Genomic DNA, 16,885 nt, shown 5'->3' on the forward strand with positions numbered 1-16,885 from the left:
CGGACGTGGGAGCCGGGACGGCCCACTAGGCTCAGCAGGGTGGCCGACACCCGCGTGATCGCGCTCGTCACCAACCCGACGTCCGGGAAGGGCAAGGGAGCTCGGCTTAGCGCCCTCGCCGAGATGCAGCTGCGGGAGGCGGGGCTCGTCGTGTGCCCGATGCAGGGACGTGACGCCGACGAGGCCCTCGACCTGGCGCACCAGGCGGTGGCGGACGGCGTCGAGGCGCTGGTCGTCGTCGGCGGCGACGGGATGGTCAACGTGGGGCTCCAGGCGGTCGCCACCACGGGGACACCGCTGGGGATCATCCCGGCCGGCACAGGCAATGACGTCGCTCGCTACGTCGACATCTCGCTCAAGGACGTCGCCGCGGCAGCGGACATCGTCATCCGCGGCCGCACCCGCACCCTGGACCTCGCGCGCTGCGGCGGACGCTACTTCGCGACCGTCATGGCAGCAGGCTTCGACGCGGTCGCCAACGAGCGCGCCAACACCATGACCTGGCCGCGGGGTCAGATGCGCTACAACCTGGCCACGCTCGCCGAGCTGCGCACCTTCGAGCCCCGGCCCTACACCCTCGACCTGGACGGCGAGACGCTCCGACTGCACGCGATGCTGGTCGCGATCGGCAACGGACCCTCCTACGGCGGAGGTCTGCGTATCACCGAGGGTGCCAAGATGGACGACGGGCTGCTCGACGTCGTCATTATCAAGCCGATCACCAAGCTCGACCTCATCCGCACCTATCCCAAACTCTTCTCCGGCACCCACACCACCCACCCCCAGTACGAGCACCACCTCGCCCGGACCGTCACCGTCGCCGCCCCCGGGATCGTGGGCTACGCCGACGGAGAGCGGTTCGGCCCCCTGCCGATCACCATCGAGAGCGTTCCAGGAGCACTGACCGTCCTGTCATGAGCACCGACGAAGAGACCACCCCCGCCCAGCGGTACGCCGACTTCCGCAGGACCCGGTCCCACCCGGTCCTCAAGGACTTCCAGGCGCACTACGACTTCCCCCTCGACGACTTCCAGCTCCGCGCGTGCCGCGAGATCGAGGAGGGACGCGGCGTGCTCGTCGCCGCGCCGACGGGCTCGGGCAAGACGATCGTCGGCGAGTTCGCCATCCACCTGGCGATGGCGACCGGCCGCAAGTGCTTCTACACGACCCCGATCAAGGCACTGAGCAACCAGAAGTACCACGACCTCGTCGCCCGTTACGGGCCCGACCAGGTCGGCCTCCTGACCGGTGACAACACGATCAACGGGGAGGCCCCGATCGTCGTGATGACGACCGAGGTGCTGCGCAACATGCTCTACGCCGCCTCCCGGACCCTGACGGGCCTAGGCTTCGTGGTGATGGACGAGGTCCACTACCTCGCCGACCGGGCCCGGGGGGCGGTCTGGGAGGAGGTGATCATCCACCTGCCCGAATCGGTCTCCGTGGTGTCGCTGTCCGCGACCGTGTCCAACGCCGAGGAATTCGGCGAGTGGCTGGCGACCGTGCGCGGTGAGACGAACACCATCGTCGAGGAGCGCCGCCCCGTGCCCCTCTACCAGCACGTGATGGTGGGCCGCAGGCTCCTCGACCTCTTCGCCTCCAGCGACGTCGACGCCGCTGCGGGCTTCGTCAAGGAGGGCGCACCCGTCAACGACGAGCTGACCAAGATCGCCCGCGACGACTGGGCGTCCTCGCGCATGAAGGACCGTCGTACGCCGAAGGGCCGGGGCAAGACGCCCCGCAGCAGCGGGGCGCGCGACGTGGGCAACGGACGACGGGTGTGGATCCCCAGCCGCGCCGACGTGATCGAACGGCTCGACCGCGAGGGGCTGCTGCCGGCCATCGTGTTCATCTTCAGCCGCGTGGGGTGCGACGCAGCCGTGACCCAGTGCCTCAACGCCGGCATCCGGCTCACGTCGGCCTCCGAGCGCGACGAGATCTTCCAGTTCGTCGAGCAGAGCTGCCGCGACCTGCCCGAGGACGACCTTCACGTCCTGGACTACCACGACTTCCTCGACGGGCTCACCCGCGGCGTCGCGGCGCACCACGCCGGGATGCTGCCGGCGTTCAAGCAGGTCGTGGAGGAGCTCTACGTCCGTGGCCTGTGCAAGGTCGTCTTCGCGACCGAGACCCTCGCGCTGGGCATCAACATGCCGGCCCGCACCGTCGTGATCGAGAAGCTGTCGAAGTGGAACGGCGAGACGCACGCCGACATCACCCCGGGGGAGTACACCCAGCTCACCGGGCGCGCCGGGCGACGCGGCCTGGACGTCGAGGGCCACGGGGTCGTGCTGTGGCAACCGGGGATGAACCCCCGGGAGGTGGCCGGCCTCGCGTCGACCCGCACCTATCCGCTGCGCTCGTCGTTCCGACCGTCCTACAACATGGCGGTCAACCTGGTGCACCAGTTCGGCCGGGAGACCTCGCGCGAGCTGCTCGAGCAGTCGTTCGCCCAGTTCCAGGCCGACAAGGCGGTCGTGGGGATGGCACGGCAGCTGCGCAAGAGCGAGGAGGCGTTGGCGGGCTACGTCGAGTCGGCGACCTGCCACCTCGGCGACTTCATGGAGTACGCCGGGCTCCGGCGGCAGATCAGCGACCTCGAGAAGACCGCGAGCAAGGCCAAGCGGTCCGACCGCCGCGACGAGGCGGTGGCGTCGCTGGCCGGACTCAAGATCGGCGACGTGATCCAGGTGCCGGCCGGCAAGTTCGCGGGCTTCGCGGTCGTGGTCGACCCCGGATTCTCGCCCGAGGGCCCGCGCCCCTACGTCGTCACGGCCGACCGCCAGGCCCGCCGGCTGGCGATGATGGACTTCCCGACGCCGGTCGTGGCGCTGACGCGGCTCAAGATGCCCCGCAGCTTCAACGGGCGCAACCCGCAGATGCGCCGCGACCTCGCCGCCGCGCTGCGCTCGCGGACCCACGACCTGACGCCCCCGCCGCCGAGTGCCGGTGCGCGGTCCGGCGGGCCGGCGCTGCCGCCGGCCGTCGAGCAGGAGATCACCGCCCTTCGCGCCGCGATGAAGGCCCACCCGTGCCACGGCTGCTCGGACCGGGAGGACCACGCCCGCTGGGCGGAGCGCCACTTCAAGCTGCAACGCGACTCCGACACGCTGCGACGGCGGGTGGAGCAGCGGACCAACACGGTGGCACGCCAGTTCGACCGGGTGTGCGACGTGCTGACCCGACTCGGGTACCTCGACGGCAACGAGGTCACCGAGCGCGGCTCGCACCTGCGCCGGATCTACTCCGACATGGACCTCGTGGCTGCCGAGTCGTTGCGCCGCGGGCTGTGGGACGACCTGTCACCGGCCGGCCTCGCCGCCGCACTGTCGACGTTGGTCTTCGAGTCCCGGCGTCCCGACGATGCCAGTGCGCCGCGATTGCCGGGCGGCGACGTCAAGCCGGTCATCGCCGAGATGGTGCACCTGTGGGCCGAGCTCGACCAGCTCGAGCGCGAGCACAAGCTCGACTTCCTGCGCCAGCCCGACCTCGGCTTCGCCTGGATCGCCTACCGCTGGGCAGAGGGCGACGACCTCGACGAGGTCCTCGGCACCTCCGAGCTCGCCGCGGGCGACTTCGTGCGCTGGATGAAGCAGCTCCTCGACCTCGCCGGCCAGGTCGCCGACGCTGCCGGTGACACTGCTCTGCGTCGCACTGCCCGGGAGGTCGTCAAGCGGCTGCGGCGAGGTGTGGTCGCCTACTCGAGCCTCGCGGAGTGATCGGCAGCCGACGCCCGGGCTGCGGTTTGGTCACCAACCGCAGGTCAATTGCCCCAAAAGTTGCGGTTGGTGACCAATCCGCAGGTCCCGTGGGCCGTGCGGAGCGTCCAGGCACCGATCAGGAGCTCAAGGCACGAACGGCGTCGGCCACCGGCACGGACCCGTTGACCAGGTTGCACTGCTGCCCGACGGTGCGGTCGTCGTCGAGGATCGCGGCGACGACGTCGGCGACATCGGCGCGGGCGACCTCACCGCGCTCGACCTCGAGCCCGAGGGCGACCTGACCCGTGGCCGGGTCGTCGGTCAGGGCGCCGGGCCGCACGATCGTCCAGGCCAGGTCGCTGTCACGCAGGGCGGCGTCGGCGTCGCGCTTCGCCTCGACGTAGGCGCGCCAGACGTCCGAGGTGTCCGCCGGCAGCGGGGCGTCGACGCCGATCGCGGAGACCTGGACGAAGCGGGCGACGCCGGCCAGCCGGGCTCCCTCGATGGACTTCAGCGAGCCCTCGAGGTCCACGGTGCGCTTGCGCTCGATGTTGCCGTCGGCGCCGCCGCCGGCGGCGAAGACGACCGCGTCGCTGCCCGCGAAGGCCCTGGCGAAGGCTGCGGGTTCGTCCTGCTCGATGTCGAGGAGACCGACCTCGGCGCCGAGCGCCTCCAGCTCCGCGCGGTAGTCCTCCGTGCGGACCAGCGCCACCGGTGTGTGACCACGAGCCACGAGGGAGGAGTGGAGGAGCATGGCCACCTTGCCGTGGCCCCCGACGATTGCGATTCGACTCATGTCTCCACCGTACGACCGGCCTGGTCAGCGTCCCAGGACAGCCAGGAGTCGCTCGGTCGGGCTCTCGAGACCCCACGTCGCGGCCAGCTCGGCGACACGGGCCGCATCGCGCGGTGTCCGGGGGAGGACCAGGTCGCTGCGGTCCAGGTCGATCTCGCGGGCGACGGCCACGACGGTCGGGGCGACCTCGAGGTAGTCCAGGGCAGCCTTGATCTTGCCTCGTGGTCCCGGGCCCAGGTCGCTGGCGGGGTCGAGGGCGGCAGCGACGATGCCATCGATGTCACCGAAGCGCTGCAACAGGGTGGCAGCGGTCTTCTCCCCGACCCCGGGGACCCCCGGCAGCCCGTCGGAGGCGTCGCCGCGCAGGGTGGCGAAGTCGGCGTACTGACGGGCATCGATCGCGTACTTATCCTGCACCCAGTCGTTGGTCACCCGCTCGTGCCTGCCGACGCCGCGGGCGATGTAGAGGACGCGCACGTCGACCTCGTCGTCGACGAGCTGGAAGAGGTCCCGGTCCCCGGTCACGATGTCGACCGGCTGGCCGGCGCCGGTGGCCAGCGTGCCGATCACGTCGTCGGCCTCATAGCCGTCGGCGCCGATGACGGTGATCCCGAACGCGTCGAGGACCTCGAGGATGATCGGGACCTGGACCTGCAGCGGGTCCGGGACCTCCTCGACGTCAGGAGCGGCCGCGACCTCCTCGACGACGCGGTGGGTCTTGTACGTCGGGATCAGGTCGACGCGCCACTGCGGTCTCCAGTCGTTGTCCCAGCAGCACACCAGGTGCGTGGGCTCGTAGTCGTCGACCAGGCGGGAGATGAAGTCCATGAGGCCTCGGACCGCGTTGACGGGGGTGCCGTCGGGGCCGGTGATCTCGGGCACGCCGAAGAAGGCCCGGAAGTACATCGAGGCCGTGTCCAGCAGCATCAGGCGCCCGGGCTCGCTGGTGGTCTCATCGTTTTTGGTCTTCGGGTCGGTCACGTCGCGCATCCTGCCACGCTCGTGGGGCTACCCTGTCGCGCGTGGCGACAGAGCTTGAGACGACCGACCGCAAGATCCTCGAGCTGCTGGCCCGGGACGGACGGATGTCCTTCACCGACCTCGGCAAGGCGACCGGGTTGTCGACCTCGGCCGTTCACCAGCGCGTCAAGCGGCTCGAGCAGCGTGGGCTGATCCTCGGCTACGGCGCGATGATCAACCACGACGAGATCGGCCTGCCGCTGACGGCCTTCATCTCGATCCGTCCGATCGACCCCTCGCAGCCGGACGACTCCCCCGAGCGGCTCCGCGACATCCCAGAGATCGAGTCGTGCTGGTCGGTGGCCGGCGAGGAGTCCTACATCCTGAAGATCCGCGTGCCCACGCCGGCCGATCTGGAGAACCTGCTGGCGCGCGTCCGCGCAGCTGCGAACGTCTCCACCCGGACCACGATCGTGCTGTCCACGCCCTACGAGAGTCGCCCCATCACCGGGGAGTGACCCAGGTCGGTCAGTAGGCCTGGAGGGCGGCCATGCGCCGGGACGCCTCGGCGACCTCGGCTGCCTTGAGGGCAGAGGTGTCGAGGTCGGCGTGCTCGGCCCACCACGCCTGGCCCTCGGCGGGGAGGGTGTGGATGGGGTCGTAGTACTCGTAGGTCTTCGAGAAGGCGTCGGACGAGGTGGCCTCGATGGAGGTGCGGTAGTTCTTCGTCCAGTAGGAGATGCCGCGGACCTCGTCGTAGGAGGCGAGCTGGTGCACCCAGCGCTTGCCGACGAACGGCACGTCGCAGACGATGCGCGGGGTGGCGAAGCCGGGCAGGTAGCCCATGATGTGGTGCTGGAGCCGCTGGGCGTCGGCGACCGAGACCCGCCAGTGCTCCGAGAACGGGATCATGTCGCACATGTAGAAGTAGTAGGGCATGATCTGCGCGCCGTCGAGCAGCGCGAAGCAGAGGTCGAGGAGCGTGTGCGGGTCGGCGTTGACGCCGTTGAGCAGCACCCCCTGGTTGCGGACGTCGCGGATCCCGGTGTCGAGCAGGGCCCGGGTCGCGTCGGCGACCAGGGGCGTCACCGAGTTGGCATGGTTGGTGTGGGTGTGCACCGCGATCGAGACGCCGCGGGTCCGGGCGACACCGGCGACGCGGGACATCCCGGCGAGCACCTCGTCCTGGAGCCAGTGCTGCGGCAACCCGATCAGGGCCTTGGTGGCCAGCCGGACGTCGCGGATGTTGTCGATCTCGAGCAGCGACATCAGGAAGGCCTCGAGGCGGGGCCACGGCATGTTGGCCACGTCGCCGCCGGAGACGACCACGTCGCGCACCGAGGGGTTGGCGCGCAGGTAGGTCATCATGTCGCTGAGCCGGTCGGTGGGCTTGGCGGTGAACTTGAGCTTCTCGATGACCGGGGTGGAGTTGCCGACGAGGTCCATGCGGGTGCAGTGCCCGCAGTACTGCGGGCATGTCGGCAGCAGCTCGGCCAGCACCTTGGTGGGGTAGCGGTGGGTGAGGCCCTCGGCGACCCACATGTCGTGCTCGTGCAACGAGTCGCGGGTGGCGTGGGGGTGCGAGGACCAGTCGGTGCGACGGTCGCTGAACACCGGGAGCATGTAGTGGCGCACCGGGTCGGCGAAGAACGCCTCGGTCAGCGATCCGGCCCCACCAACAGCAGCGCGCGGCACCATCGTGTTCATCATCTGCGGCGGCACCAGCATCGACATGGTCGCCCGCTCGGCCTGGTCGCGCTCGAGGTCGAGGTAGAAGCGCTCGTCCAAGAGGTCGCCCATCAGCTCGCGCAGCTGACGCACGTTCTTGACGCAGTGCGCCCGTTGCCACTGCACCGAGGCCCACTCCTCGGCGGTGATGTCCCTCCACCCGGGGAAGCGGGTCCAGTCAGGCTCGACGAGCTCGACGCGGGAGTATGGATAGGGCTGTCCCAACTCCTGGGTCGCCTGATCGAAGATGGGTGAGATCGGGGTCTCGATGCTCATGGTCGCTCCTGGGTGCGGGAGTAGGGCCGTGGGGACGTGCGGCGCGTCGGTTGTGCCCGATCAGCTCGCGATGCGAGACTACGCGCAGATCGTCCGGCGCGCACATCACCACGCCGAACTATTTCCTGCCAAACACAGATAGCAACGAAGGACGACCTGCCATGACTGCCCGCAACGGCGATCCGACCGGCCTCCACCGGGTCCTCGACGAGGGGGTCGTGCTGCCCCAGGCGGCCCAGCGCCTCGACACCCGTCGCGAGCTGTGGCCCGACGAGGTCCGGATCCGCGTCGAGCGACTCAACCTCGACGCCGCGTCGTTCCGTCAGCTCGAGCGCACGCACACCGCGCCCGACGGCACTCCCGACGGCGACGCCGTGCGACGTGCTGTCCTCGACATCGTCGCCACCCGCGGCAAGATGCAGAACCCCGAGACCGGTTCCGGCGGCATGCTGGTCGGCACGGTCGAGGAGGTCGGGCCCGAGTCCGCCCTCGGCCTCGCCGTCGGCGACCACGTCACCACGCTGGTCTCCCTCACCCTGACCCCGCTGGTCATCCAGGACGGGCTCGCCCGCTGGGACGGCCGTGACGAGCAGGTGCCGTGCGACGGCTACGCGATCCTCTTCGGCCGCTCCATCGCCGCCGTGATCCCCGACGACCTCCCCACCGGGCTCAGCCTCTCGGTCATGGACGTGTGCGGCGCACCGGCGCTCACCGCCCGCGTCGTCGGGGAGTACGTCGGCACGGGACGCAGCGACGTCGTCGTCGCCGTGGTCGGTGGTGCCGGCAAGTCAGGGTCGTTGAGCCTGGCGGCGGCCCGTGACGCCGGCGCCGGTCGCACGATCGGGATCGTGCCGCACCAGCAGGAGGCCGACCTGCTCAGCGTCGCGGGGCTCGCCGACCAGGTCGTGGTCGCCGACGCCCGCGACCCGATCGCCCTGCGTGACGCCGTCACCGCTGCCGGCGGTCCCGCCGACGTCACGGTCGTCTGCGTCGACGTCCCCGGTTGCGAGGGCGGCGCCGTGCTCGCCACGGCCGACCGCGGCACGGTCATCTTCTTCTCGATGGCCACCTCGTTCTCCGGCGCGGCCCTCGGCGCCGAAGGACTGGCCGCGGACGTGCGGATGCTCGTCGGCAACGGCTACGTGCCCGGCCACGCCGCCTACGCGATGGACCTGCTGCGCGGCAACGACGGGGTCCGCGGGCTCTTCGAGCGCCGCCTGACGCACCTGGACGCCTGATGGGCGACGCACCTCAGCGGCTGGTCCTGCGCAACGGACTCGTCCTCGGGGGCCGTCCGAGCGTGCCCGCCACCAGCATCGCCGTCGAGGACGGTCACATCGTCTCGGTCGGCGACGAGCAGCTCGCAGACTCCTTCGCGGGATCCGGTCACGGAGCGCCCGAGATCATCGACCTCGAGGGTGCCCTCGTCGCCCCGGCCTTCGTCGACAGCCACGTCCACACCGTGCGCACCGGCCTGGCCATCTCCGGCCTGGACCTCACCGGTGTTGCCTCCCGGACCGCCGTCCTCGACGCCCTGGCCCACCACGCGCGCACCCACGACGACGCCAGCGTGCTCGTCGGCCAGGGCTGGGACGAGACCGGCTGGCCCGAGCCGCGACCGCCCACCGGCGACGAGCTCGAGCGCGCGGCGCCGGGCCGCCGTGCCTACCTGACCCGGGTCGACAGCCACTCCGCCGTGATCTCCCCGGGCCTCGCCACCCTGGTGCCCGGCCTCGAGCAGCTCACCGGTTGGACCCCCGACGGCCGCGTCGAGCGCGACGCCCACCACGCGGTGCGCAACGTCCTCGAGGGCCTCATCGGTCCCGACGAGCGGCTCGCCGCCGCCCGTACCGCCTGCCGTGCCATGGCTGCCCAGGGCATCGTCGGTTTCCACGAGAACGCCGCGCCGCACATCGGCCCGGAGCACGAGATCGAGGTCGTGCGTCAGGCCGCCGCCGAGACCGGTCTGCGCGCCACCGTCTACTGGGGCGAGCTCATGGCCGTCGACAGCGCCCGCCGCCTCGGCGTCGCGGGCCTGGCCGGCGACCTGGTCGCCGACGGCGCCTTCGGCTCGCGCACCGCCGCGTTGTCCTCGCCCTACGACGACCGCCACGACACCTGCGGGCACGCCTACGTCACCGCCGAGCAGGTCCGTGACCACGTCGTCGCCTGCACCGGTGCGGGGCTCCAGGCGGGCTTCCACTGCATCGGCGACGCCGCCCTCGACGCGATCGGGGAGGGGTTCGCGCGCGCCGAGGAGGCCATCGGCGGCGACGCTCTGCGTCACGCCCGCCACCGCCTCGAGCACGTCGAGATGCCGTCTCCCGCGGTGATCCAGGTGTTGTCGCGCCTCGAGGTCGTCGCCAGCGTCCAGCCCATGTTCGACGGGCTCTGGGGTGGCCCCGAGGGCATGTACGCCGCCCGGCTCGGCGAGCGCTGGCGCGACACCAACCCGTTCCTCGACCTGGAGATGGCCCCGGTCAGGCTGGCGTTCGGCTCCGACTCGCCGGTCACCGCCCTCGGCCCCTGGGCGGCGATCAGGGCCGCGGTGCACCACCATCACGAGGGTCAGCGACTCCCTCCCATGTTCGCGTTCCGCGCCCACACCCGCGGCGGCGCCTTCGCTGCCCACGACGACCTCGGCGGCCACCTGGGGCAGGGCGCGCGCGCCGACCTCGCCGTCTGGGACGTCCCGGGCGGCTACGCCCCGAGCACCCCGGACCAGCTGACCAGCGCGCTGCCCGACCTGTCCCCGGGAGCACCGCTCCCGAGCCTGCGCCGGCTGCTCGCCGCCGGCGTGACGATCCACACCAGCGACACCGATCCCGACACCGACCACGAGGAGGTCTCATGACCGGCAAGCTCGACCTGGACCCGGCGACCGTCAAGCAGGCCAGGGCACTGGCCCGCAAGGTCGGTCGTCCGATCGTGACGACGGCGAAGAAGCACACCACGGTCGCCGTCGAGCGGGCCACCCTGCGTCTGGCCGGTCTCGAGGGCGCCGACGCCGAGGGCACGCCGTGGGTCAACCGGCTGATGGACGTCGTGCGCGCCGACACCGGCCTCGAGCACGGCGTGGCGCTGCCCGTCTGGGACGCGCTCCTGCGGGGCGAGGCCGGCAGTCAAGGCGACCTGACGACGCTGGCCCAGAAGGCCTCGGCCGGCTCGGTCACGTTCCGGCTGCCCGAGGGCAGGGACGCCACCCGGGCCCGCGCCGCCTCGCGCAAGCAGGTCGGCCGCGGCATCACGATCATGGACAAGCGGCGCGCTGAGCGGGAGCGGCTGATCAAGCGCCACGGCAACGCGCCGCGCAAGCCCTGGATCTACCTGATCGTCGCCACCGGCGACATCTACGAGGACATCCCGCAGGCCCAGCAGGCGGCCCGTGAGGGCGCCGACGTGATCGCGGTGATCCGCTCCACGGGCCAGAGCCTGCTCGACTACGTGCCCGAGGGGGCAACGCGCGAGGGCTTCGCGGGCACCTACGCCACCCAGGAGAACTTCCGGCTGATGCGGGCCGCGCTCGACGAGTCGAGCAAGGAGCTGGGCCGCTACATCCGGCTCACCAACTACGCCTCCGGGCTCTGCATGCCCGAGATCGCGGCGCTGGCCGGCATGCAGCGCCTCGACATGATGCTCAACGACTCGATGTACGGGATCCTCTTCCGCGACATCAACCCGATCCGCACCTTCGTCGACCAGCGCTTCAGCCGCCAGGTGCACGCCCGCGCGGGGATCATCATCAACACCGGCGAGGACAACTACCTCACCACCGCCGACGCCGTCGAGGCCGCTCACACCGTCACGACCAGCCAGCTGCTCAACGAGTTCTTCGCCAAGGAGGCCGGGCTCGAGGACTGGCAGCTCGGCCTGGGTCACGCGTTCGAGATCGACCCCGAGGTGCCCGACTCCTTCCGCCTCGAGCTGGCCCACGCGATGCTGGCGCGCGACCTCTTCCCGAATGCGCCGCTCAAGTGGATGCCGCCCACGCGGCACATGACCGGTGACGTCTTCCGCGGCTACCTCCTCGACGGCTTCTTCAACCTCGTCGGGGCGTTGACCGGCCAGAGCATCCTGCTGGTGGGGATGATGACCGAGGCCGTGGTCACCCCGTGGCTCTCCGACCGGGACCTGGCCCTGCAGAACGTCCGCTACGTCATGAACGCCGCAGGCTCGCTGCACGAGGACTTCCGGCCCACCCCCGACGGCTTCATCGCCCAGCGCGCCCGCCAGGTGCTGGGGGAGTCGATCGAGCTCCTCGAAAAGATCGTCGAGCACGACAACGGCCTGCTCGACGCCATCGCAGACGGCACGTTCGGGCTGATGAAGCGACCCGCCGACGCCGGTCGAGGCCTCGAGGGCGTGGCGAAGAAGTCGAGCATCTACTACAACCCCGCGACAGAGCTGCTGGAGGAGAAGTGATGGACGAGGCCACCGGGACCAGCGAGGCGGGGCACATCATCCGGCCCTACGGTGACACCACCGGCGACGGGATGGTGCAGCTGAGCTTCACGCTGCCGATGACCCACTCCAAGGTCGCGGAGGGTGCGGCGGCGCAGCTGGCCAACAAGATGGGCATGGACCCGGCGCTGGTCGTGCACGCCAAGCCGATGGGACCGGACTTCACGTTCTTCGTCGTCTACGGCCGCGTCAACCACCTCGTCGATCCCAGCAAGGTCGTGGTCGTCGAGCGCGACTACCCGTTGCTGACGCCCAAGGAGGCCAACGCGGCGATCAAGCGGTCGCTGCGTCGGCGCCTCACGGTCGTCGGCGCCTGCATCGGCTCCGACGCCCACACCGTCGGCATCGACGCGATCCTCAACATCAAGGGGTTCGCCGGCGAGAAGGGCCTGGAGTACTACCGCGAGCTCAAGGTGGTCAACCTCGGCGCCCAGGTCTCCGTGCCCGAGCTCGTCGAGCGCGCCCGGGCCGAGAAGGCCGACGCCGTCCTGGTCTCGCAGGTCGTCACCCAGCGCGACGCACACCTGCTCAACACTCGCGAGATGTCTGCGGCCTTCCGCGAGTCCTACCCCTCGGGCCGTACGCCGTTGCTCATCGTCGGTGGGCCCCGCTTCGACGAGTCGATGGCCGGAGAGCTCGGCGTCGACCGGGTCTTCAGCCGCGGCACGACGCCCGGCGAGGTCGCTTCCTACATCGTCCACCAGCTCGCGCCCACCACACCCCCCGCTCCCGACACGAAGGCCTCCTGACATGACCGCCCCCTCGACGGCGCCCGTCGGCACCCGCGTCGTCCACCGCCGCTACGTGCCCTACTCCCACGCCCACTACGCCGGCAACCTGGTGGACGGCGCCTACAGCCTGGGCCTCTTCGGCGACGTGGCCACCGAGATGTGCATCCTCACCGACGGCGACGAGGGACTCTTCGCCTCCTACAACGACGTGCAGTTCCGCGCTCCCGTGCGTGCCGGCGACATCCTCGAGATCACCTGCGAGCTCACCCGCGCCGGCACCCGCTCGCGCCTGATGGACTTCGCCGTGCTGGTCGTCGCCCGAGGTGCCGCGACTCCCGAGAACCCGGGTGCGGCGCAGGTCCTGACCGACCCGATCGTCGCGACGACGGCGACCGGTACGGTCGTCGTTCCCTGATCCGGCGTGGCGCCGACGACACGCCGACCGGCCGCAAAATTTATTGAACTTTTCCGCGTGCGCAGCCATCGCGCTGACCTGCGACGACGTGTGTTCGTGCAGGTCAGCGACCGGTTGACACTCCGCCTCCCTCAGGAAACTGTGGGCCGTCTGCTCACGCAGATCGTGGCCGGCGTACCGACGTCCGAGTGGCCGGGTCGGAGGGTGAAGGCGCCAATCACCTGTCCGACGTGGTTCGCGGAGGTGGGTGCGCCTCTACGAGAGCGACCCGGAAGGGCCCCTCGCCCTCTAGACAACTTCGCAGGCCTCGGCAGCCCGTCGTTGCTTGGATGGCCGAAGGGGCCCGGGGCCCTTCCGGAACTGCCGAACACCCGCCACGGGTCGCCGGTGCGCCCGATGTCGGTCGACCCGGTAGTTTTCACCGTGTGCTCCTGCGGACGTCCCTCGCGCTGGTCGCGGGGCTGACGCTCTCGCTGGCCTTCGAACCCCTCGCCCTGCCCATCGTGATGCCCTTCGCGGTGGCGGCCTTCTTCCTCTCGACCCGGGGGCTGCGGGCCCGGTCGGCCTGGATTCCCGGTCTCGGGTTCGGGGTGGCGTTCTACTTCACCCACATCTCGTGGATGCGTGACTCGATCGGCCCGGACGCCTGGGTCGCGCTGGCCACCATCGAGTCGCTGTTCTACGCCGTCCTCGGCTCGGTCACTGCCGCCCTGCACCGGCGTCGCCTCTGGGCTCTGTGGATGGCTCCCGCCTGGGTGACGATGGAGGTCGTGCGCAGCGGCTGGCCCTTCAGCGGGATGCCGTGGGGACGCCTCGCCTTCGGCGTCGTCGACACCCCGGCCGCCCCCGCCCTGCCCTACGTCGGCTCTGTCGGCGTCAGCCTGCTCGTGGCGCTGGTGAGCTCGCTCCTCGCCTGGGTGGTCGTCGCCCGCGGCCGCGAGCAGCGCGTGGCCGGGGGAGCGAGCGTCGCGGTCCTCGCCCTGACCCTCCTGCCGGCCCTCACGCCGTACGACGTCGAGGAGACCGGGCAGGCCACCGTGGCCGCCGTCCAGGGCAACCTCCCGGGCCCGGCCGACAACATCCTCTTCGACTCCCAGCAGGTCACGGACAACCATGTCCAGGCGACCATCGACCTCGCCGACCAGATCGCGGCGGGGGCCCAGCCCGAGGTCGACTTCGTGCTCTGGCCGGAGAACTCCACGGCCAGCGACCCCTTCGGCAACGCTGCGGTCAACGCCGGCATCCGGTCGGCCTCCGCTGCCATCGGGGTCCCGATCCTGGTCGGGGCGATCGTCGACGCCGGCCCCGACCACGTGCTCAACCAGGGCATCGTCTGGGACCCGGTGACGGGTGCGGGGGAGCGTTACACCAAGCGGCACCCGGTGCCCTACGGCGAGTACATCCCGCTGCGCGACTACCTCGACGGGACCTTCGGCAAGCTGGCGCTGATCCCGCGCGACATGCTTAGCGGCAGCCGGAAGACACCGCTCGAGATCGCGGGCATCAGCGTGGCCGACGCGATCTGCTTCGACATCGCCTACGACGACGGCCTCTACGACCAGGTCAGCCGGGGCGCCGAGCTGCTCACCGTGCAGACCAGCAACGCCAGCTTCATCTTCACCGACCAGATCGACCAGCAGTTCGCGATGACCCGGCTTCGGGCCATCGAGGCGGGGCGGTGGCTGGTCGTGGCGTCGCCCAACGGCATCTCCGGGGTGATCTCGCCGGAGGGTGAGGTCGTCGCCACCGCCGACCCGCGCACGCAGGCCGTGCTCGTGGAGCAGGTGGGCCTGTCGAGCGACATCACGCTCGCCGTACGTCTCGGACCGTGGGTGGGACGTTCATCTGCCGTCCTCACCGGAGTCGGCCTGCTGCTGGGGCTCCTCGCGTATCGTCGATCACGACACAGTCCGGCGCCGGGAGGGGTTCTGGACGAGAACCCTGAGGACGAGGTCCTGCCATGAGCGTCGACGAGGTCGGACGCATCGTCATGATCGTCCCGACCTACAACGAGGCCGACAACCTCGCGTGGATCGTGGAGCGGCTGCGCCGCGCTCAGCCTGGGGTCGACGTGCTGGTGGTCGACGACGGGTCACCCGACGGCACCGGGCACATCGCCGACGGGCTCGCCGGTGCCGATCCCCAGGTCCGGGTCCTGCATCGCACCACCAAGGAAGGCCTCGGGGCGGCCTACCTCGCCGGCTTCCGCTGGGCGCTCGCCGAGGGCTACGACGTCATCGGCGAGATGGACGCCGACGGCTCCCACCAGCCCGAGCAGCTGGGACGTCTGATCGAGGCCCTCGCCGGTGCCGACCTCGTGATCGGCGCGCGCTGGGTGCCCGGTGGCTCGGTGGTCAACTGGCCGTTGTCACGCCGGCTGCTGTCTCGCGGTGGCAACCTCTACGTGCGGCTGCTGCTCGGCATCAGCGTCAAGGACGCGACCGCCGGCTTCCGGCTCTTCCGTCGCCACACCCTCGAGAAGGTCGACCTCGACCTCGTGCGCTCGACCGGCTACGTGTTCCAGACCGACCTGGTTGCGCGCACCCTCCACGCAGGACTCACCGTGCGTGAGGTGCCGATCGAGTTCGTCGAGCGGGTCCGGGGCGACTCGAAGATGACCCCCGACGTTGCCAGCGAGTCGCTGAAGCGGATCACCGAGTGGGGCCTGCGCGAACGCCGCGAGCAGGCGCGTCGCGCCCTGGCCCGTCGGCGGGACCGCAGTCGATGAGTCGACCCTTCCCCGACCCCTCCGGCCCCTCCGCCTCAGCAGCCGGTCCGGCCTCGGGCCGACGCCGCCGGGGCCGCCTCGGCTGGCTGGTCGTCCTGCTGCTGATCGTCGTGCCACTGGCCGAGATCTATGTCCTGATCCAGGTCGGGCAGGTCATCGGTCCGTGGTGGACGATCCTGCTGCTGATCATCGACTCCATCATCGGCGGGTGGTTGATCCGTCGTGAGGGCGCCCGGGCGTGGAAGGCGCTGAACGCCGCGATCGGCAGCGGCCGGATGCCGGCGCGGGAGCTGGCCGACGGGGCGCTGATCCTGATCGGCGGCACCTTGATGCTCAGCCCCGGCTTCGTCACCGACGCCCTCGGGATCCTGCTGATCCTGCCGGTCACCCGGCCGATCTTCCGCGGGATGCTGACCGGCTTCGTCACCCGTCGGGTGGTGATGACCGCGACCGGCGGCGCCATGCGCGGGCCCGGTCGGCCCGGTGGCGCCGGCGGCCCTGGCGACGGCCCGATCGTGCGCGGCGACGTCATCGAAGACCCGCCGCGCTGACCCCACGGCGTGGGCGTACATGACACTCGCCCCGACCCGGCGGACCGGATCGGGGCGAGAGGTGTCAGTGATGCTCGAGCTGGGTCAGGCCGAGGCGGCCTTGCGCCTCTTGGCGTTGGCCCGGTGCAGGTGGGCCGGACCGATCTGGCCGCCGCGCAGCAGCTCGAGGCGCTCCTTGAGGATGTCCTCGAGCTCCTTCTCCGAGCGACGCTCGAGCAGCATGTCCCAGTGGGTGCGCGCGGGCTTCCCTGCCTTCTCGATCGGCTTGATGCCGGCCGTGCTCAGGCCCTCGGCGCCGCAGCGCGGGCACTCCCACAGCGCGGGGATGTCCGCCTCGATCGACATGGTGATCTCGAACTCGTGCCCTTGCGAGCACCGGTAACCGACCTGCTGACGAGCGGCGAACTCGATGCCGCGCTCGTCCTCGAAGCTCTGGCCTCCGAGTCGTGCGCCACGCAATGTGCGCTCCGCCATGAGGCACCTCCAGACGTTAATTTCCCCCGTGGATGTTCCTGAGGTGTCCTGTACCCGTGTTTCG

15 protein-coding genes are annotated in these 16,885 nt (G+C 70.7%); 11 read left to right on the forward strand and 4 right to left on the reverse strand.

What is annotated here, in order from left to right; all coding sequences use genetic code 11:
• Positions 1-39: 39 nt before the first annotated feature.
• Together BM204_RS14245 and BM204_RS14250 are read left to right on the forward strand one after the other, a co-directional pair.
• Entirely contained in the window at positions 40-918 is an 879-nt protein-coding gene (locus BM204_RS14245; RefSeq protein ID WP_091114576.1) for a diacylglycerol kinase, read from the forward strand.
• Entirely contained in the window at positions 915-3,719 is a 2,805-nt protein-coding gene (locus BM204_RS14250; RefSeq protein ID WP_091114578.1) for a DEAD/DEAH box helicase, read from the forward strand. The genes BM204_RS14245 and BM204_RS14250 overlap by 4 nt, the downstream gene beginning before the upstream one ends.
• A 118-nt stretch (positions 3,720-3,837) precedes the next feature.
• On the opposite strand, the gene BM204_RS14255 is transcribed toward BM204_RS14250, so the two are convergent.
• A complete protein-coding gene (locus BM204_RS14255) occupies positions 3,838-4,497 on the reverse strand; it encodes an SDR family oxidoreductase (protein WP_091114581.1) in 660 nt (219 codons plus the stop codon).
• A 24-nt stretch (positions 4,498-4,521) separates the two neighbouring features.
• Complete coding sequence (locus BM204_RS14260; protein WP_091114668.1) at positions 4,522-5,424, reverse strand: 5'-3' exonuclease; 903 nt, start codon at positions 5,422-5,424, stop codon at positions 4,522-4,524.
• A gap of 95 nt (positions 5,425-5,519) precedes the next feature.
• Here BM204_RS14260 and BM204_RS14265 point away from each other — a divergent pair, with 95 nt between their 5' ends.
• Positions 5,520-5,975, forward strand: a complete 456-nt coding sequence (locus tag BM204_RS14265) for an Lrp/AsnC family transcriptional regulator (RefSeq protein WP_170259159.1) — start codon at positions 5,520-5,522, stop codon at positions 5,973-5,975.
• 10 nt (positions 5,976-5,985) lie between these two features.
• On the opposite strand, the gene BM204_RS14270 is transcribed toward BM204_RS14265, so the two are convergent.
• The gene (locus BM204_RS14270) at positions 5,986-7,461 is read right to left on the reverse strand and encodes a KamA family radical SAM protein (protein ID WP_091114585.1); all 1,476 of its coding nucleotides are present in this window, start codon (positions 7,459-7,461) and stop codon (positions 5,986-5,988) included.
• A 161-nt stretch (positions 7,462-7,622) separates the two neighbouring features.
• On the opposite strand from BM204_RS14270, the gene kdd reads away from it, so the two are divergent.
• The 8 genes from kdd (at position 7,623) to BM204_RS14310 (ending at position 16,347) form a co-directional block, all read left to right on the forward strand.
• A complete protein-coding gene (gene kdd / locus BM204_RS14275; protein WP_091114587.1) occupies positions 7,623-8,699 on the forward strand; it encodes an L-erythro-3,5-diaminohexanoate dehydrogenase in 1,077 nt (358 codons plus the stop codon).
• Positions 8,699-10,315 (forward strand): amidohydrolase, encoded by a 1,617-nt coding sequence (locus tag BM204_RS14280; RefSeq protein WP_091114590.1) that lies wholly within the window; start codon positions 8,699-8,701, stop codon positions 10,313-10,315. Before kdd ends, BM204_RS14280 begins: the two co-directional genes overlap by 1 nt.
• Positions 10,312-11,883, forward strand: coding sequence for a lysine 5,6-aminomutase subunit alpha (gene kamD / locus BM204_RS14285; RefSeq protein WP_091114591.1), 1,572 nt, complete (start codon positions 10,312-10,314; stop codon positions 11,881-11,883). The genes BM204_RS14280 and kamD overlap by 4 nt, the downstream gene beginning before the upstream one ends.
• The gene (gene kamE / locus BM204_RS14290) at positions 11,883-12,671 is read left to right on the forward strand and encodes a lysine 5,6-aminomutase subunit beta (protein WP_091114594.1); all 789 of its coding nucleotides are present in this window, start codon (positions 11,883-11,885) and stop codon (positions 12,669-12,671) included. Before kamD ends, kamE begins: the two co-directional genes overlap by 1 nt.
• 1 nt (position 12,672) lies before the next feature.
• Positions 12,673-13,068, forward strand: coding sequence for a 3-aminobutyryl-CoA ammonia lyase (kal, locus tag BM204_RS14295; protein WP_091114596.1), 396 nt, complete (start codon positions 12,673-12,675; stop codon positions 13,066-13,068).
• Between the two features lie 425 nt (positions 13,069-13,493).
• Entirely contained in the window at positions 13,494-15,032 is a 1,539-nt protein-coding gene (gene lnt / locus BM204_RS14300) for an apolipoprotein N-acyltransferase (protein WP_246166243.1), read from the forward strand.
• The gene (locus BM204_RS14305; protein ID WP_091114602.1) at positions 15,029-15,796 is read left to right on the forward strand and encodes a polyprenol monophosphomannose synthase; all 768 of its coding nucleotides are present in this window, start codon (positions 15,029-15,031) and stop codon (positions 15,794-15,796) included. Before lnt ends, BM204_RS14305 begins: the two co-directional genes overlap by 4 nt.
• Positions 15,793-16,347, forward strand: a complete 555-nt coding sequence (locus BM204_RS14310; RefSeq protein WP_091114604.1) for an FxsA family protein — start codon at positions 15,793-15,795, stop codon at positions 16,345-16,347. The genes BM204_RS14305 and BM204_RS14310 overlap by 4 nt, the downstream gene beginning before the upstream one ends.
• 84 nt (positions 16,348-16,431) lie before the next feature.
• Here BM204_RS14310 and BM204_RS14315 read toward each other — a convergent pair whose 3' ends face one another.
• A complete protein-coding gene (locus BM204_RS14315) occupies positions 16,432-16,821 on the reverse strand; it encodes an RNA polymerase-binding protein RbpA (protein WP_091114607.1) in 390 nt (129 codons plus the stop codon).
• Between the last annotated feature and the right edge of the window lie 64 nt (positions 16,822-16,885).

Source organism: Nocardioides psychrotolerans (genome assembly GCF_900113685.1).
GTDB lineage: Bacteria > Actinomycetota > Actinomycetes > Propionibacteriales > Nocardioidaceae > Nocardioides > Nocardioides psychrotolerans.